The sequence below is a fragment of the Streptococcus sp. zg-86 genome (assembly GCF_017639855.1).
GTDB classification, from domain to species: Bacteria; Bacillota; Bacilli; order Lactobacillales; family Streptococcaceae; genus Streptococcus; species Streptococcus zhangguiae.
Map to the genome: position 1 here is coordinate 1,549,235 of NZ_CP072115.1, position 18,751 is coordinate 1,567,985.

Annotated in this window: 11 protein-coding genes and 4 pseudogenes; 4 read left to right on the forward strand and 11 right to left on the reverse strand. The window is 37.2% G+C overall.

Annotated features, from left to right (window positions below):
- Positions 1-571 precede the first annotated feature (571 nt).
- Together J5M87_RS07345 and J5M87_RS07350 are read right to left on the reverse strand one after the other, a co-directional pair.
- Positions 572-1,351: a response regulator transcription factor gene (locus J5M87_RS07345; protein WP_154608533.1), complete on the reverse strand. Its 780-nt coding sequence runs from the start codon at positions 1,349-1,351 to the stop codon at positions 572-574.
- On the reverse strand, positions 1,344-2,993 hold the full coding sequence (locus J5M87_RS07350; protein WP_154608534.1) for a sensor histidine kinase: 1,650 nt from the start codon (positions 2,991-2,993) through the stop codon (positions 1,344-1,346). Before J5M87_RS07350 ends, J5M87_RS07345 begins: the two co-directional genes overlap by 8 nt.
- Before the next feature lie 120 nt (positions 2,994-3,113).
- Here J5M87_RS07350 and J5M87_RS07355 point away from each other — a divergent pair.
- Positions 3,114-3,545: pseudogene (locus J5M87_RS07355) on the forward strand (S24 family peptidase); the annotation flags it as partial.
- A gap of 192 nt (positions 3,546-3,737) precedes the next feature.
- Here the strand turns inward: J5M87_RS07355 and tnpB are convergent.
- The 6 genes from tnpB to J5M87_RS07385 all read right to left on the reverse strand — a co-directional run bounded on the left by tnpB (position 3,738) and on the right by J5M87_RS07385 (position 7,866).
- Positions 3,738-4,139, reverse strand: coding sequence for an IS66 family insertion sequence element accessory protein TnpB (gene tnpB, locus J5M87_RS09905; protein WP_154608535.1), 402 nt, complete (start codon positions 4,137-4,139; stop codon positions 3,738-3,740).
- Complete coding sequence (locus J5M87_RS07365; protein ID WP_154608536.1) at positions 4,120-4,305, reverse strand: hypothetical protein; 186 nt, start codon at positions 4,303-4,305, stop codon at positions 4,120-4,122. The genes tnpB and J5M87_RS07365 overlap by 20 nt, the downstream gene beginning before the upstream one ends.
- 97 nt (positions 4,306-4,402) lie before the next feature.
- Positions 4,403-5,122, reverse strand: a complete 720-nt coding sequence (locus tag J5M87_RS07370; protein WP_154608537.1) for an ATP-binding cassette domain-containing protein — start codon at positions 5,120-5,122, stop codon at positions 4,403-4,405.
- The gene (locus J5M87_RS07375) at positions 5,119-5,979 is read right to left on the reverse strand and encodes an ABC transporter ATP-binding protein (RefSeq protein ID WP_160463259.1); all 861 of its coding nucleotides are present in this window, start codon (positions 5,977-5,979) and stop codon (positions 5,119-5,121) included. Before J5M87_RS07375 ends, J5M87_RS07370 begins: the two co-directional genes overlap by 4 nt.
- 48 nt (positions 5,980-6,027) lie before the next feature.
- Positions 6,028-6,933: a ribosome small subunit-dependent GTPase A gene (rsgA, locus tag J5M87_RS07380; RefSeq protein WP_160463251.1), complete on the reverse strand. Its 906-nt coding sequence runs from the start codon at positions 6,931-6,933 to the stop codon at positions 6,028-6,030.
- 60 nt (positions 6,934-6,993) lie between these two features.
- Complete coding sequence (locus tag J5M87_RS07385; RefSeq protein ID WP_160463250.1) at positions 6,994-7,866, reverse strand: helix-turn-helix domain-containing protein; 873 nt, start codon at positions 7,864-7,866, stop codon at positions 6,994-6,996.
- A gap of 166 nt (positions 7,867-8,032) precedes the next feature.
- On the opposite strand from J5M87_RS07385, the pseudogene J5M87_RS07390 reads away from it, so the two are divergent.
- Positions 8,033-8,705, forward strand: a pseudogene (locus J5M87_RS07390) (IS982 family transposase).
- Between the two features lie 902 nt (positions 8,706-9,607).
- Here J5M87_RS07390 and J5M87_RS07395 read toward each other — a convergent pair.
- Positions 9,608-9,709 (reverse strand): annotated as a pseudogene (locus J5M87_RS07395) (DUF4300 family protein); the annotation flags it as partial.
- Between the two features lie 2 nt (positions 9,710-9,711).
- Here J5M87_RS07395 and J5M87_RS07400 point away from each other — a divergent pair.
- Positions 9,712-10,127 (forward strand): annotated as a pseudogene (locus J5M87_RS07400) (Y-family DNA polymerase); the annotation flags it as partial.
- 14 nt (positions 10,128-10,141) lie between these two features.
- Entirely contained in the window at positions 10,142-10,264 is a 123-nt protein-coding gene (locus tag J5M87_RS09835; protein WP_219916697.1) for a DUF5960 family protein, read from the forward strand.
- Positions 10,265-10,652: 388 nt separating this feature from the next.
- On the opposite strand, the gene J5M87_RS07405 is transcribed toward J5M87_RS09835, so the two are convergent.
- Both J5M87_RS07405 and J5M87_RS07410 read right to left on the reverse strand, forming a co-directional pair.
- A complete protein-coding gene (locus J5M87_RS07405; protein WP_154609139.1) occupies positions 10,653-10,967 on the reverse strand; it encodes a MazG-like family protein in 315 nt (104 codons plus the stop codon).
- Positions 10,968-11,626: 659 nt separating this feature from the next.
- Positions 11,627-18,163, reverse strand: coding sequence for a Rib/alpha-like domain-containing protein (locus J5M87_RS07410; RefSeq protein ID WP_154608269.1), 6,537 nt, complete (start codon positions 18,161-18,163; stop codon positions 11,627-11,629).
- Between the last annotated feature and the right edge of the window lie 588 nt (positions 18,164-18,751).

The following is an 18,751-nucleotide window of genomic DNA, read 5'->3' on the forward strand; positions in this document are numbered from 1 at the left end:
GGTTTGTCCCAGCCTCATTCAAGAAGGAAGTTGTTTTAGAATATGTGGATGGTTATCTTTCTAAAAAATATGGATTAGATTCTGACTCACAGCGCTTCTAGCGCTAACGTTCTTTCACAAAAAATGAGTTCTCTTAGTTTCTAGGCTAGCTGGATTTCATGAAACATTACTTACTTGCTTTCTAGGCTGGCCGATTCTAATGAAAAATAGCTCTCTTGGTGTCTAGGCTGATCGAATTTTATAAAAAATAGCTCTCTTAGTTTCTAGGCTAACTGTTCTTCACGAAAAATAGGTTCTCTTGCTTTCTAGGCTAGCTAGATTTCATGAAAAATTACTTACTTGGTTTCTAGGCTGGCCGATTCTAATGAAAAATAGCTCTCTTAGTTTCTAGGCTGATCGAATTTCATGAAAAATAGGCTCTCTTGCTTTCTAGGCCATTTAACATTTCCTTGTTAAGCTAAAAAGAGGCTAAAACAAAAGTCCAGCCTTGCTTCTTTTATAACTCTTATCTCAATAGTCAGGAGAGTGACGATTGAGAGCTGAGCCTAGAAATCACGATTGAATCCCTCCCTCATGACATTTTTTTGATTTGTTCTGTTTCTTTAAATTCCGTTGGGGAAACTCCAAAATAATTTTTAAACAATTTGCCAAAATACTTATAATCAGAGATACCAACTTTATCCGCAATCTCATAAATCTTCATATCTGGGAAACGATACATCATCTCTACTGCCTGCTTCAGACGATACTGCAAAATATACTCATGTAAGGTGATGGATAAATTTTCTTTGATCAGCCGATACAGATAGCTCTCACTATAGCCAAATTCTCTTGCAATATCTGCAATCGTAAAATGCTCTTGATAATGTTCCCGAACCCAACCCAATAAGCGCTGAATCAACGTATTCTGGCTCGAAAGGGTATTAAATTCCTGCACAAACTGCTGGTATTCTTGCTTAAATGGCAGGCTATTGACCGAATTCACCTTTAAGCGTTCGACAACGGTTCTCAAGCAGGATTCTAACTCCTCTGCATCAATTGGCTTACTAATAAAATCACAAACACCAAACTTCATCGCCCTTTTGGCATTTTCAAAATCATTATAGCCTGATAAAATAATCTTCTCATAGCTAATATCAGCTGTCACCTCAAACATCATAAAGGCATCCATAATGGGCATGGTAATATCTGTCAATACGATATCTGGTTGCAAGTCACGAATGAGAGACATCCCTTCTTGGCCATGACTCGCTAAGCCAACCACTTCAATTCCCAACATGGAATAATCGACTGCTAACGATAACCATTTCCGAATCAAGTGCTCATCTTCAACAATGATGAGTTTATACATCTCCTACCTCCAAAACAACAAACTGAATCCATGTCTCGCCTTTCCGATTGACCCCAAGATTACATTGAACCTCATCGAAAAATTCCTTTAGACGCCGATAACTATTCACAACTCCATGCTGGGTCTGATTGGTCTCTAAAGACTCCAAAATATTTTGACGCTCCTGTTTCGTTAACCCACCTGCATTGTCTATTACCGTGAAATACAGATAAGAGTCCCGCTGCTCAATTTGAACCCGAATATGCAAATCAATCCGATATTTTCTACCATATTTCATGGCATTCTCAATCAAAGGCAATAGGAACAAGCGTGGTATCAACTGATGTTTGACAGATTCTGGGCATACAATCTCATACGTAAAGCTCTCATACCGAACCGCATGAATCTCCAAATATGATTGGATAATTTCTAAATCTTCCCCAATAGAAGTATCATGGTCCAACTGGGCAACACTATAGCGTAAAATACTGGTTAGATTCTGAATCAGCTGATTGGTCAAAGAAGGATCTAATTCGTGAGTAATTTTAATCGTTTCGAGCGTATTATAGAGAAAGTGCGGATTGAATTGAGCTTCCAACATCTTGCGTTCAAACCACAATTTCTCCCGCTCCAACAATAATTTTTGCTCATGCAATGAATCCAATTCTTCCAACATTTGGTTGATTTGTTCCGCCATGAATTCAAACTCATCCCCTGTTTCTAGCTGCACCTTCTTCTTATCTGCTGCAATAATCTGCTTCATCTGGTGAACCAAGGACTCAATGGGAATGGCATTGTAAGAAGCAATCTTATGGGCAATTTTGCGAGCCTGAATCAAATAAACCGTTAGGGCAACTACCGTGATAGCTAATGAGAAAATTGCTAGAAAATGAATAGGAAAGAAGGTCTGAAACGTATAGACATAGAGATAGCGTCCAATTTCCGCCTCATAGGTCAAGACTGGCTGTTCTGAATTAAAGATGGTCTGTTGTCGCAATAACTGCTCATCCAATTTTTCTAAGGACGATACTGTAAAGTAATTGGAATTTTTTGCAAAAATATTTCCATACTTATCTGTCAAAATATATTTGGCCGATAAAATATCATCATAAGAAATAAAATCATGAGCATTGATAAATAAAATGCTATAACCAATTCGCTCTCCTGCTTCCTCAATGGGATGGATAAACAAGAGATAATGCTCATGATTTGTTGACACAATGACCTTAGGAGCAATGGTTTCCACAGAAGACTGCTCCATTAAAATCTGCAAATAGTAGGTCGGTATCAGCAAGCCTGTTCGTGAGCGACTAGTCGTAAAGAGAGAATTTCCTTCCTTATCCAGTACCATTAAATCAGAAACCAGTTTGGGCTGCGCTCGCTTTTCATAGAAAGAAGTATAGAGTTCCCGCTCTGTACGATTTCCTTTTAAAAATTCTCGAACGATTCCCTTATCTAACTCCTTAAGAACTAGCTCATTACTTGCGATACCCTCGTATGTATGCTGCACAATCTCTTCGGTATCTCGCACCAATTGGTAATACTGTAAAACATAAGAGGATGAAACAAGCAGTATCATTAAAATACCGGTGGTTATCAAAGCTGACCAGCTACTCTTCTTAATAATCTCCTTTTGTAAAGATTGCTTAAATGATCCCTTCATGATCTCCTCTCTTCTATTTGAAAACGTTTCATTCATTATATCAAATTTTACGCATTTTGAAAAAGGTTATAGGAGGACAAAAAAGAAGCCCTTTCGGGCCTATCTCATGTTGTTCATTGAGAGGAACTCCTTATCTCACAACAAACCTCTAACGTCACTCCCCTCTTCTCAGTACAAGTGCTAGCAGATGTTCAGCTATCTGCTGGTCTGGGAGAAGGATTCTTTGACGAGTTTAAGATTGAAACTGTCTACTCAAACGAGGAGCAATACGGTTACGACATTGCAGCTTGGATTGAGGGAGACTCTATGGAGCCTATCTATAAGAGTGGTTAAGTCGCACTTATACGCTCGAACGGATTCGACTATGATGGAGCTGTCTATGCACTATCTTGGAATGACTCTGTCTATATCAAAAAGCTCTACCGTGATGAGGATGGCTTTAGAATGGTTTCCCTGAATAAGGACTATCCTGAGAAGTTCATCCCTTATGAGGATGAACCAAGAATTGTTGGTCTAGTTGTGGGACACTTTATGCCTGTCGAGGGAGTATAGTCATGAAATTAAAAGATATTTTAGAACTTGGAACGTATGGCTTCAACCCTGATTGTAAAGTTGAAATATTCAATATGGACAACTTTGAAGAGTGACTAGAAAATGAAGGATTCGATGAAATTCTTATTCCTCAAAATGAAGATGCAAAAATCTATCCTTACGCTTTTTTGATAGAAGATTCTATTTTGATTGCTATGACCGAGGAGGATGACAATACCTATGAACGTTAAAGAAATGATTTATATAAAGGACGAACGCATTATCTTCACTCCTGATAAGTTCGAATACGACATCACTGATTATCAGCCAGTCCACCTGCTCGGAAGTGAGGGCTTTAACCTCCTCTTCATTGGTTGGCCAGTTCAATTTCCCATTTTTAAAACGTTTATACAATAACCAAAATCCCTGTCCATCCCAGTAAAGAGCTTTGAATCGGTCTTTTCGACCTCCACAGAAGAGATAGACCTGACCTGAAAAGGGAGCTAGGTTAATTTGACTTTTGACAAGGTAGGCGAGAGAATCAATCCCTTGACGCATATCCGTTTTCCCGCAGACCAAGTGGACTTGACCTAAATCATTGAGTCGGATGGTCATAGTTCCGTACCTTATCCAAGATTGTTTCCATTACTTCATGGTTGATAGATTGGAAGAATGTGACTTTCACTTTTCCGAGACGAATTTTCATCAGAATATCGTTTCTGCTTTTCTTTTCAAAGCGATGAGATTGAGGAACTGTTAATGGGACGATAGGGTGTGACATAAAAAATCCTCCAGTTTGTTTTTTATAACAGTATACTGGAGGAGGAAGTGATTAGATAGATACCTTGTTATTGGGCGGTTACAATTAATCTATAAATTTATATTTCAATAATCCCATCCAGTAGATTTTCAATTTCTGGCGTAAGATGATGAGTAATAAGTACCACTGTTGCATCTGTCTTTTTCAAAAGACATTGTTCTATATTTTGTACTGAGACTTTATCAATGGCAGAAAGACTTTCATCTAAAAATATAATATCTTTTTCTAAAAATAATGCTCTAGCTATACCAATCTTTTGTTTTTGACCTCCCGAAAGCATGTTTCCCTCCCAATCAATTAATGTCATAAGTCCTTCTGCTTGTTGTTCAACCCAATCTAATAAATCTACTGAACTTAAAATATTTTTTATTTTATTTTCATCATATTCTTTTCCAAGAGTGATATTCTCAATAATGCTACCAGAAAAAATAACACTATTCTGTTCAACATATGCTATCCTCTGGAATAATGAAGTCCTCAATTCTTCATATGTATATGAATCATAATATATTTCTCCCTGAGTTGATTTAAGTCTTCCAAATAGTATATTTAATAAGGTAGTTTTCCCGCTACCAGATGGGCCAATCAAAGCATATTTTTTACCTTTTTTAATAGTAAAATTGACATCATTCAGAGTTGGTAATACTGAATCGGGATAAGTAAAGCCAACATTTTTCACGATTATTTCTTTTTCAAAAAACGGTAAAGTAAAATCATCTCGCTTTTCAGAAGCTTGTATATCAGAAAACTTATCAAATATTTCTTGAATTGTTTTCATTTCAATCCAGTTAAACTCGAAAAAATCGTTGCTGAGAGGTATTGTGTCGCTGATAAGGAACCAATAACAACATACCCAGCAAAATAAAGCCAGCCCGCTTGCATGAGCAATACAATTTGACTAGCTATACTTACACCATTTGTTGCAGATTGCATTAAACCGGAATAAGAACTATATCTAATTTTGTTTTTGGCTAAAAGCTTCGATTCCAAAACAATTTTATTCATAAAGTAAGGCATTGATTGAGTGCTATACAACACTCGTAATCCATTAAACAAACCATTTAGATTATGTGTAAAATTCTCATTAGCTCTACTAACATCTAACATAAAAGCATTTAGCTTTTTACTAAACATTTTAGGTACTGTAACCATTGCTACTGTCAATAATAAAATACTTGCTATTAATGAGTAGTGTAAAGAAAACAACACATACCCTCCTGTTAATATATTAAAAATTTGTGATAAGATCATCGAAAAATTTCCGAATCCATACTCATTGATAGTTGCAATATCATTTACCATCCAAGAAACATAAGAACTAGTAGCTTTATCATAAATATATTCTTCATCGACATTAGCTAAATTACTTGCTATATCTTTTCGGATTTGAATATTCATATTTTGAATAGCCAGAGCATGTAAGTAACTTGAGAGCACTATTTGAATTACCCAAGCAACCAAACAAATACACATCATTTTAATCCAATACATAAATGTTGAAAATCCATCATTTACAAGACTTGTAAGTGCATTGGCACTGAGAACCCCCCAATATGTAGATATGATAGAACCACCAAATATTACAGAAAGTAATAATAAATTTATTTTCCAACATCTAGCAATATAGACACATATTGTTAATTTTTTTTGTCATTAAAGTATCTTCCTTTATTTTCTACTTTTTTAAGATATTTTAGTTCGATTATATACATAACGTTCAACTTTTTCTTTTGAAATCCTTCCATCTTTCAAAGCTAACTCAATTTCACATCCAGGAGTATTATCATGATTACAATCTGAAAAGCGACACTTATCTGATAGTGTCAAAATATCTGAGAACAGAATAGACAAGTCTAAATTTTCATTTTTATCAATAGCTTTAAATCCCGGCGTATCAATGACATAATAATCATATTTCTGACAATACAACATTTTACTCATCGTAGTAGTATGTTTACCTTTACCATCCTTTCTAACATCCCCTACTTTTTCCTGATTATTTTGCCTTAGATGATTGATAACCGTTGTTTTTCCTGCACCAGAACTACCTATAAACAGGCCGACATGTTTACTTTTTAATGTATTCTCAAAGTTCTTTAGACTCTCTTTGTTATAGATACTAATTTCCAATATATTTATATTAGGATACAAAACTTTAAATGTTTTCACACATTGAATATAGTTATCCGTCAAATCTATTTTCGTAATGACCAAATAAAGTTCTATATCTTTTTGACTAAAAACTAAAACATATCTCTCTAGTTTTGATAAAGAAAAATTTTGATTAACTGCAATAAATATATATATTTGATCAACATTGCTAGCTAAAACCTGATTACTCTTTGAATACCTATAGCTCTTTGCCGTTTTATTACTAGACTTCTCCACAACTTTTTCTCTCTTTGTAATCTGTTTAATTGTTAAATAATCAGATTCTTCCGACAATTCAATTATATCTCCAACAAAACACTTAAGTTCACCTTTTCGGATATCGATTTCTTCTCCATTAGATAAAACTACTACATAATCATTTTTACGTTCAGAAATCACTCTGGCGCTCATGAAAGTTCTACTATTATCTTTTTTCATCCAATTCCTCATATTACTAAAATAAAAATAGAGCATCACCTATAAATTTTCTTCGATTATCTAATTTTGAAATTTATCTGAGATATAGTGCTCTACTGCCAGAGCCTTCTCTGTGTTATCTTCGATTTGCTTATACAAAAAATGTGCAGTCTCAAAGTAGGTTTTAACCGTCGATCTTTCTGAAAAGTTTTGACTTAGATTTCCCAACAACAAAAATGAATCTGCTAATAAATAAGTTGTTCTATACTCTTGGCATAATTTAATGGTTGCAGTTACTTGTTTAATAGCTGCTTCCATATTCTTTCGTAGCCAAAAATAGCGACCTAGGTTATAGTTAAATTTGATAGTCAACTCCAATTCCTCTATTGTATTTAAAGTCAGTTGCTGCAAATGAGCCACCAACTCTTCCTTCATCATATCAAACTTAGCTAGATTGTCTGTATCATGATAGAAATTAAAAAGCGTATTGGAAATTTGAAGGTGGTTTATATCTGTCTTATGAGTTGATTTTAATGCTTTCTCTAATCGTTCTATCGCACTTTCTCTTCTATCACTAACGTAAAAATCAACTAATGAAGCAATCCATTCCAGATATATTTTATCTGACAGTGATAAGCGATGAGATTTTCCTTTCTCTAACTCATAGATATATTTCAAAGATTCATAATTTCTTTGAATAATAAATGTTTTAGCTATTTTTTTAAACTCTATAAGCTCCGTACTCTCATTCAAAATTTGCTCGTCAAAAAAATAATCCATACTGACATTGAGTTTTTTAGCCAGTTGATGTAATACTTCTGAACCTGGAGTATATTCTCCATTCTCCAAACGACTAATTTGACCTTGTTTACAAATGCCCTCTGCCCATTCTTTTTGAGATAATTTCAATTCTTTTCTTCTGCTCTTAATCCTAGTAGCTAATAAGCTTCCCACTCTATTTCCTCCAGTCTATTACTTCTAATTGTATTTTCTCACGATTTCTAAAATAATTCAAATACGTTATATTTAATATACCATTGGTGCTAGTTCTCTTCCCACTACACAAAAAACCCAAAAGGACTATACTGTAAGTGCCTAAACAAACAGGAGGTTAGTCCAAATGAGCCACTTACAGTATACCGCAAAATCTCGTCACTTACAATGGAATATGCGACAATTATCAAACATTTGTCACCAACTTTATCGTGATTACTGTCCAGCTTCCTTAAAACATCGTCATAATGTTGCTTTATCTAAGTATCAGATGAATCCATTCTCGTTCTATTAGTGCTTCAAGCTGAATTGGGAATCAAATCACAGCGTCATTTTTATAGAATCTGTTGCTTCTTTCCTTGTGGAAGATTGCTGGAAAGAAGTCGCTTTAATCGTCGTGCTATACAGTTAATTGGGCTGGTACAACTGATTCGCCAAGCCATGAATAGGCAACTATCACCTAACGCCATTGTCATCATGGATAGTTTTCCTTTACCTCTTTGTCATCCTGTTCGCAACCATAGAGCAAGAATTTTTGCAGGGCAGGCAGACATTGGCTACAATATTTGGAACAGAAAGGATATCACTTATGGACTCCGCTGCGACAGAATATGGAGAGGGCCGATCAGCATAACAATTGGAGATTGTTAGCGATGCAGCGCACTATTGAAACTCGTTTTTCTGAATTATATGCTTTGTTTGATATAGAACAAACCCTTGCCAGAGGACTGGATGGACTACAGTTACGGATTGAACAAATCCTGCTAGCTTATTATCTCAGATATTTTGAAGTAAACTAGCACCATGGGGAGTATTTCAGTTTGCTTTTAGTACTAGTCAACGAGTTGCAGGCAGTACTGGAGCCCGGCAAAGCGAGTTAACGACGTAATAAAATATAAACTGAATGACTATATCATACCGCTATTTATGCTGAATATAGGTCTATATCAATCTCAATATTCTTGCTTCTATCGACTATTCAGCTATTTTTAAGGAGGGTACGTTTCTATTCCCGTAAACACCTTGTCAATGGAAACAAACCCATACCCACTAGGGTTTACGGGAATAAATAATTATACCACCAAGCTTTCAATCCCACTACTTCAATTTCAACTCCCACTCTGATACTTACCCACCATACAACAAAAAGCCTTGATGTCAAGGCTTTTTACTATCCCTTTCGTTCAAAGGTTTCTAGGATTTTACGAGCAGAGCAACACACTCAATGTGATGCGTCATTGGAAATAAAAAAATTTCACGATTTAACGATTTGAAACTATCTAAACGATTACCTATTATGTTACATTAGGTCTACATTGCTCATTATTAATTACTAAGCAAAATAGATAAAACAAGTTTAAAATTCATAAGAAAAACCCTTGAAACCAAGCGATTTCAAGGGTTTTAAACCATTCTATTGTATCAATTAACTTCTACTGATTTCAAATAATAGAAATTTGTAATACAATTTTAAGTTTTTCCTTTCTAGGGGTGTGCAAGAGGTTCAAAGGGTGTGCATAATAGAACGAATTGATTCACCTATCATTATACCACATTAGAGAACCAAAGCTGTTGGAAAACGCTAGTATCAGATTCATCATTTCCCTATACACAGTAGTTCACTATCTTCTAACAAGACAGGAAGGTATAAAAAAACAGGCGCTTATTGAAAGGAGCTCCTGTTTTCTTCTTTATTCGTTGATTACTGTGCCCATTTATTATTGTCCATGATAAATGGTTTTGCCAATCCTTCTCCAGTATAGTCTGCGTATTTCGTTAACAGATACTGGTAGCAATCTTCCTTTCTTTCAAGACTATGCCGCTCCAGATGATATTCTCCCCTATTCAATCGATGAAGGCTTTATTGACCTTACTAGCTCACTTCTTACTTTATTTCTGATAAATCAATGTCAAGGAAAGATAAGTTAGATACTATTTCGGCTATGATTCAGAGGGATATTTATCGCAAAACAGGTATTATCTCAACTGTGGGAATGAGTAATTCCAACCCTCTCCTAGCTAAACTAGCTCTTGATAATGAAGCTAAGAAAACCGCTACGATGAGGGCTAACTGGTCATACGAAGATGTAGAAACCAAGGTATGGTCCATACCAAGATTAACAGACTTTTGGGGGATTGGTAGTAAAACCGAGATTCATTTACAAAAACTTGGTATTCATTCAATCAAAGAACTGGCCAATTTCAATCCTGATATTCTCAAAAACCATACCTTAAACTGAATAAAGAAAATGCCAAGAACAATCGGAACCACTACTATCTATTCAGCGTTGAGCCTATCGAGAACAACAAACTCATCAGAAAATATGTCTACCTAAAGACTGTTTGCTCTACAAACTAAAAAAACGATTCTTTTGGTATCAATATTGAAAAATATGAGTTTTTTAATGATTTGTCAAGATACCTTATTTTTCATTTTATTTAGTCTATAAGCATATTTTTTCAGCGAGTTCCTAAAATGCTTCTCTCCCAAACTTCTTATTACTTTTCATCTACCACTCCTAACAAATGTAAATATTTAACTTTCAGATAATGTGTTTTCATTTTGAACACTGCTTTTCTAATCATTTTCTATATTATAATGTCTTCGAAGACGAGATATTATCATTGTTTAATTGTGATTCTTATGAAAATATTTTAAAACCGCATGTAGCTAAAAATAGTTACATGCGGTTACTTCATACGTAAAGCATTTTCTAACTATCCACTATAGTTGAAAATAACCTACTTTACACTTTCTTGGCCGGAGTGGATAGTTTTGAACCATTTTCATTATAGATTCTTTTTTCATTGACTACAATTTTTTCAATGATTGCAGTTTCAAGATCTACATTGAGAATTTCAGAAATACCAAGTAAAAAAATAGCTACATCTGCTAATTCCTCTGCAATATTTGAAACATCATCCTTAAAATATGCCTGAAATAATTCATTAACCTCTCCATATAAACATAGTAACTCAAATTTAATATCTGTAGTATTAAAGCCTTTCATTTTTTTATTTTCTAAAATCTTCTTTTGGCAATCTTTTAATGACGTAATCATATTATACAATCCTTTTAACTTTTATAAATTTATTATACAATATTTTGTCCTCTTTGGAAACTTTATGTGCTACCTCTATAAAACCTACGTTTCGTTGTGATAGATATCCCCTTATATCCCTAGTTGTTTGTTCGTCAATCATTGAATTAACCTCATCCAATAACAAAAATTTAGAAGACAATAGCACCCCTCGAGCAAGTGCTACTCTTTAGAGGATGAAACAAGCAGTATCATTAAAATACCGGTGGTTATCAAAGCTGACCAGCTACTCTTCTTAATAATCTCCTTTTGTAAAGATTGCTTAAATGATCCCTTCATGATCTCCTCTCTTCTATTTGAAAACGTTTCATTCATTATATCAAATTTTACGCATTTTGAAAAAGCCTACACATAAGCGCCAAATAATGAGTTATCTAACAGAAAAAGGAGAAGACTCTCGCCTTCTCCTCTACACAATCAATCGATTGTTATGAGATACATTCACTTGCTTTACGTCGTCTTTCAGGATGTCGCCAATAACGTCTACTACAAAGAGCACTGCAAAATGTAGACCTACGATCCAACTTTCCTTGGATTGTAGTAACTTTTTGACCACACCTTTTACAAATGAATGTTCTACTTTGATACCACAAACTAGATTCTTGCTCTTTCATTTCTCGCTATTCTTCTCCTTCCCTCTTTCTACCAACCATACCTAAAGCTGCTAAGCCAAGCGCTGTAGCGATATAGATGAACCCAGTATCTGCATGTGAGTCTCCAGTAGCTGGCAAACGTTTTTCCTCTGCTTGTACAGGACTAGTAGGAGAAGAAACTGATGGAGCCATTCCTGATTGACTATCATTGCTGATGGTTTGATTTGCACCCGTTTTATCACTATCTTTCTTACCAGTCGTAACTTCAATGACGATTACTGGTACTTCTACAATATCCTTACTTCCATCTGGGTAAGTAATCTCAACTGTAACAGTACCTTTGTCTCCTGGAGTTTCTGAAGTCGGGATCTTACCAACGACTTTAGCAACTCCACTTGAACCTTCTGGAATGATTACTTGAGCAAGAATATCTTTCTCAGAAATCGGAGCGCCTTGTGGGACAGACACTCTACCGACTACTGGTGTGTGTTTGTCAGCATCTGTTTCTTTAGAAGCAATTGGTGTAACTTTTACAGGGACTTCCACTGTATCTGTGCTTCCATCCGGATAAGTCACAACTACTTTTACTGTGCCTTTATCACCAGCTTCTTCTGTTGTTGGAATCTTACCTACAACTTTAGCTGTTCCACCTGAACCTTCTGGAATGGTTACTTGAGCAAGAATATCTTTCTCAGAAATTGGAGCTCCTTGTGGGACAGACACTCTACCGACTACTGGTGTATGTTTGTCAGCATCTGTTTCTTTAGAAGCAATTGGTGTAACTTTTACAGGGACTTCCACTGTATCTGTGCTTCCATCCGGATAAGTCACAACTACTTTTACTGTGCCTTTATCACCAGCTTCTTCTGTTGTTGGAATCTTACCTACAACTTTAGCTGTTCCACCTGAACCTTCTGGAATGGTTACTTGAGCAAGAATATCTTTCTCAGAAATTGGAGCTCCTTGTGGGACAGACACTCTACCGACTACTGGTGTATGTTTGTCAGCATCTGTTTCTTTAGGAGCAATTGGTGTAACTTTTACAGGGACTTCTACTGTGTCTGTACTTCCGTCTGGGTAGGTCACAACTACTTTTACTGTGCCTTTATCACCAGCTTCTTCTGTTGTTGGAATCTTACCTACAACTTTAGCTGTTCCACCTGAGCCTTCTGGAATCGTTACTTTGCCTAGAATGGTATCTTCGGTGATTGGGGTACCCTGTGGTACTGTGACTGTACCTACTCCTGGTTGATACTTATCTGTGTCTTTATCTTCTGGTACTTTCACTTCGGTTACTTTTACAGGGACTTCCACTGTGTCTGTGCTTCCATCTGGGTAAGTCACAACCACGGTAACTGTACCTTTATCGCCTGGGGTTTCAGAACTTGGAATCGTTCCTGTAACTTTAGCTGTTCCACCTGAACCTTCTGGAATCGTTACTTTGCTTAGAATGGTATCTTCAATGATTGGAGTACCTTGTGGCACTGTTACTGTACCTACTCCTGGTTGATACTTATCTGTGTCTTTATCTTCTGGTACTTTCACTTCGGTTACTTTAACTGGGACTTCTACTGTATCTGTGCTTCCATCTGGGTAAGTCACAACCACGGTGACTGTGCCTTTATCGCCTGGAGTTTCAGAACTTGGAATCTTACCTGCAACTTTAGCTGTTCCACCTGAACCTTCTGGAATCGTTACTTTGCCTAGAATGGTATCTTCAGTGATTGGAGTACCTTGTGGTACTGTGACTGTACCTACGCCTGGTTGATACTTGTCAGTATCTTTATCTTTGGTAGGGTTTGGAACTTCCGTGACTTTTACAGGAACTTCAACTCTATCCTTCGTTCCATCTGGATAAGTAATCTCAACTGTAACCGTTCCTTTATCGCCAGCTTCTTCTGTTGTTGGAATCTCACCTACAACTTTAGCTGTTCCACCTGAACCTTCTGGAATCGTTACTTTACCTAGAATGTCATCTGCTTTAATCGGAGTACCTTGTGGTACTGTTACTGTACCTACGCCTGGTTCATACTTGTCAGCATCTTTTCCTTTTTCAGGTGTTGGGGTTTCCGTAACTTTTACTGGGACCTTAACTGTATCCTTCGTTCCATCTGGATAAGTAATCTCAACTGTAACTGTTCCTTTATCGCCAGCTTCTTCTGTCGTTGGAATCTCACCTACAACTTTAGCTGTTCCGCCTGAACCTTCTGGGATTGATACTTGATCCGTAATGTCCTTTTCAGTAATTTCCTGACCTTTAGGAACAACTACTTCGCCAGGAGTTGGTTCAAATTTTTCATTATCAGGTGTTGGGTTTGGTTTTGGAGCAGTTGTAACAACATTTAATTTAACAGTTGTTTTACCTTCTTCTCCATCACTATCATGTGTCACAATCGTCACTGTGTGCTCACCTGGTTGATCTGGAACAAATTTTTTGGCTTCATCTTCCGTTAGGGTTACTTTCGTTCCATCAGGTTTTACAATAATGTAAGTTGGAGCTTCAGTCATCTTAGTATCTTCAGTTGATTTATCATCTTCTTTATCTGTAATCACAACGTCTTTTGTCAAATCAACTGGTTCATCAGTTTCAGCTTTTTGATCTTTAGCAGTTACAACTGGTTTTTCATTGGTGATTTCACCTTTACCTTCATCAGAAGGGTTATTAGAAGCATCTGTTGCAGTTGCTGTAATCTTATCTCCACCTGGAACAAGTTTAGCTGATTCTGGAACTGGAACTAGAATCTCACCATTTTCAGTAACGGGTACTTCTTTTCCGTCTTTATCTTTCCATTTACCATCTTCACCTTTGGTTACAGTAGCTGGTACTGTTGTACCGTCTTCAGTTGGGAAGTTAACGGTAATAGAGGTTACATCCTCATCGTTTGGTGTTACTGGAACTTCTGTAGCAGCTGTATCCACTGTACCAACTGTAGGAGCTTTTGGCGCTGTTTTATCTTCTACTTTCAAGACGAATGTTTTCTCAGTTGTTTTACCATCGCTATCTGTTACAGATACTTTAATCGTGTACTCGCCCACTTTATTTGGATCAAATTTACCTTTGTCAACAATCGTAACGGCGCCAACTGCTTTCTTATCAGCTTTATCCGAATCATCTTCCTTATCTGTAATGTTCGTTACCAAGGCTTTAATTTTGTCATCGCCATACTCTGTACCTTTTTCAATAACAGTTGGTTCTGCTGGTACATCAAAGGTTGGAGCTTCATTCGTTACTGCACCTTTACCTGGCTCAGAAGTATTACCTGAAGCATCTTTAGCAACTGCTGTAATCTTATCCGGACCTTCAGCTAATTTCGCTGTTTCTGGTACTGGTACTTGAAGAGCTTTGCCATCAACTGGTACTTCTGTTCCGTTAGGAAGTTTCCAGACACCATTTTCATCTTTTGTGATTTCAACTGGTTCTGTACCATTTTCAGTTGGGAAGTTCACGACAATTGTTTTTTCATCCGTATCATTTGGTGTTACTGGTACTACTTTCGCAGCTGTATCCACTGTGCCAACTATAGGAGCTTTTGGTGCTGTTGTATCTTTCACTTCCAATACCAATGTTTTCTCAGTTGTTTTACCGTCGCTATCGGTTACGGTTACCGTAACAGTGTATTTACCAACTGTATTTGGATCAAAGTCACCGTCATTCTTGATCACTACTTCGCCAACATTTTTAGCATCAGTAGAATCTGTTCCATCTTCTTTATCTTTGATATTGGTTACTAAGGCTTTGATCTTGTCTTCACCAAATTCAGTACCTTTTTCAATAACAGTTGGTTCTGCTGGTACATCAAAGGTTGGAGCATCGTTGGTCACTGCACCTTTGCCTGGCTCAGAAGTATTACCTGAAGCATCTTTAGCAACAGCTGTAATCTTATCTTTGCCTTCAGTTAATTTCGCTGTTTCTGGTACTGGTACTTGAAGTGTTTTGCCATCAATTGGAACTTCTGTGTTGTCAGGAAGTCTCCAGACACCATTTTCATCTTTTGTGATTTTAACTGGTTCTGTGCCATTTTCAGTTGGGAAGTTCACGACAATTGTTTTTTCATCTGTATCATTTGGTGTTACTGGTACTACTTTCGCAGCTGTATCCACTGTGCCAACTGTAGGAGCTTTTGGTGCTGTTGTATCCTGTACTTTCAAGACGAATGTTTTCTCAGTTGTTTTACCATCGCTATCCGTTACAGATACTTTAATTGTGTAGTCGTCTACTTTATTCGGATCAAAGCCACCTTTATCAACAATCGTAACGGCGCCAATTTCTTTCTTATCAGCTGAATCTGAATCGTCTTCCTTATCTGTAATGTTCGTTACCAAGTTTTTGATTTGGTCATCTGTAAATGTAGAGCCTTTTTCGATTGGATCAGCTGGCTTATCAGTTGTTGGTACCACAAATTCTGGGGCTTCGTTAGTGATGTTTGCTTTTGCCTCTCCAGATACATTTTCATATCTATCTTGAATCGTCGCTACAATTGATAACTCAGACTCTTTCAATTTTGTTCCTTCTGGAACTGGAAGTTCTAATTTACCTTCTGCATTTTTTGCCACGACAGTTCCGTTAGGAAGTTTCCAGACACCATTTTCATCTCTTGTTGCTTCAACTGCGAAAACAGGTGTATCAGGAGAAGCTGGATCGATAACAGAAAGTTTCAACTTAATACCGCCACCGTCTGTGTAGTCCGCTGTATTTTCTTTTTCTGCTGCTGTCACATCCACTGGAATAATCTTAGCTGCCGTGTTGATAGAATCTACAATTGGCGCGACTGGTGCTTTGGTATCAATATAAAGTGGTTGTTGTGGTCCTGTGAAACCATCTTGTGACGTTACAGAACCTCTCACAGATACCCCATTGCTCCATGTATAGGTACTATTGGTATATGTTGTCGTCGCTTTAAAGAAGACCCCTTGCTTATCAGTATCGTCATCAATCTTGAAGTTCAAGGTGATGTCGCGACTCTTCATAACCGCTAAAGCTGGTCCTGCCGAATAATCTTGGAATCCATTTGCGGCTGAATCTCCTGAAGCACCGTAAACAGTATTAGGAACGGTAATAGTACGACTTGCCTCGTCATAGGTGTATCCTGCTGGTAAAGGTCCATCCAGAGAAACTCCTTCTGGCACGACGATTTTCGTCTTAACGTTAGCAGCAGTAATTCCACCTTCGTTTTTCACGTTCAGTACATACTGAATCTTATCACCACGAGTATAGACATCATCTTTTCCGTAAGTTCCCTCTCCAGTAACATTAGCACCTTCTTTAGGAATCTTTGTCAAAATCTGTTTATGGTTCAATGCAGCTCCAAGCTCAAGACCGACGTTATCAAAGATATATCCAGCATCCTGATGATTTGGATACAGTTTTGATTTTTCGCCAGCTTTCAGCACCATACGGACACCTGTTACATTTTCAGGAATCTTATAGAAGGCTCCCGCTTCACTATAACCAAAGACACCCGCACCTAAATTGACGATTTCTTTCGTTTTTCCATCAGCTGTTGTTAAGACATTTCCGTCTTGGTCTACAAGGTAACCAATCCCTTGTTCACCTTGTCCTGTTCTAGGATTCCATCCATCAAAGGCTCCCTTATACGAGAAGTGGAAACGAATGGTTGAATTCGGATTGACAGCATAAAGAGATGACTGAATCTCAGTCCCTTGATTTTTCAACTCTACAAAACGTGTAGAAGTCGCACTACGATAGTAGTTTACAGTACCAATAGAAGCACTTTCTGCAGCTGTACTCGCTGGTTTTGGCGTTCCTTTAAGTAGATAACCATCTCCTGTGATACCATCTACAGCACCCGCAACTGCATCTTTAGGGATGTCATAAACCTTCGATTTATCCTTATCGCCTAATACATACGGATCCAATTTGTCAAAGACATAGGAAATTTCACCATTATCCCCTGTCACTTTTCTCCGTTGGTAGCGATCCATATTTTGATTGATATACTCTGGAGTTTCAGGTTGAACAACGTTAAAGCTGTCCCCAGACTTCAAGGTCCAACCATCATATCCTTCTCCAGCAGTAAATTCTTTTTCTTTCCACTTATAGCGAACAGATCCAATCTCTTCATTACGTGCAACTGATGGTTCACCTTTTTGTGGGTAAAAACCGATTACATGATCACGCTCTGCTGCTTTTTCAACTGCACCGTCAAAATCCCCTTTGTCAAAAGAGTCACGCCAAGGAGTTGTTTCAGCTACTTCACGTGTATTTGCGTTGCTGATATACCCTTGTGAAGTTGGGTTTTTAGGCTGTTGCCCTTCTTCAGGTGCTGGTACAGCTGGTACTGTATCTCCTACGGCTCTGTCCGTTCCTACTACAGGTGCTGCTGGTGCAGCAGTCTCGTCACTCGCTACTGGAGCTGCTTCAGGTGCTGGTGTTCCTGTTGCCGATACATCATTTCCTGCAACAGCTGTGTTACCATTTTCAGTATCCGTAACAGTCCCTTCAGCTAGTACAGCTGGGGTTGTCATTAGAATACCAAACAAGACAGAGCAGACACCGATGGTCAATTTACGAATGGCAAATTTTTGTTTTTTATCTAAATTCATTCTATTTTCTATCTCCTCTAATAAATCACTTTATCTAAAGCATTTATTAAATACTAAAAAGTTAACGATTATCCATGCCAATATACGGCAGAGATGAATCATATCCAACGAACTATTTTTTCCAAGTAATTAGCTATCAATACCATATATACATAGATAATTACATACATTTGTAGGTATATATATATATATGTGTGCAACTTATGCTCTACCAACGGACTAAGAGAGAAGCCTTCGCCACTCTCTTAATCTTTGATAGAGAAACTGAAACAAAAGTGTTGTCGCTCTTATTCCTATGTAAGAATTCCTTGACACTATACTGAAAGCCAATCTTCTGGACAGTAGAAGAGGGAATGTGACAAACTTGTTAAACTAGTGGAGGAGGTTGGGACAAAAGTCCCTGACCTCATTATTTTTGTAGCTTTAACAGTTTAGCGCAGTAGTTGTCTGGTTTGTAAAATGTTGATAAATCAACATTCTACAAACCTAGTCAACCTTGCGGGGGTAAGACGACAAAATCGATTTCTACAAAATCACGATTAAGTCCCACTCCCTCCACACTATTTATCCTATAAGCAATGCAACCAC

Coding starts and splice junctions, on each gene's coding strand:
- J5M87_RS07345 (WP_154608533.1), bottom strand. CDS start 1,351: ATGTATAAACTCATCATTGTTGAAGATGAGCACTTGATTCGGAAATGG.
- J5M87_RS07350 (WP_154608534.1), bottom strand. CDS start 2,993: ATGAAGGGATCATTTAAGCAATCTTTACAAAAGGAGATTATTAAGAAG.
- tnpB (WP_154608535.1), bottom strand. CDS start 4,139: ATGACCATCCGACTCAATGATTTAGGTCAAGTCCACTTGGTCTGCGGG.
- J5M87_RS07365 (WP_154608536.1), bottom strand. CDS start 4,305: ATGTCACACCCTATCGTCCCATTAACAGTTCCTCAATCTCATCGCTTT.
- J5M87_RS07370 (WP_154608537.1), bottom strand. CDS start 5,122: ATGAAAACAATTCAAGAAATATTTGATAAGTTTTCTGATATACAAGCT.
- rsgA (WP_160463251.1), bottom strand. CDS start 6,933: ATGAAAAAAGATAATAGTAGAACTTTCATGAGCGCCAGAGTGATTTCT.
- J5M87_RS07405 (WP_154609139.1), bottom strand. CDS start 10,967: ATGATTACGTCATTAAAAGATTGCCAAAAGAAGATTTTAGAAAATAAA.
- J5M87_RS07410 (WP_154608269.1), bottom strand. CDS start 18,163: ATGAATTTAGATAAAAAACAAAAATTTGCCATTCGTAAATTGACCATC.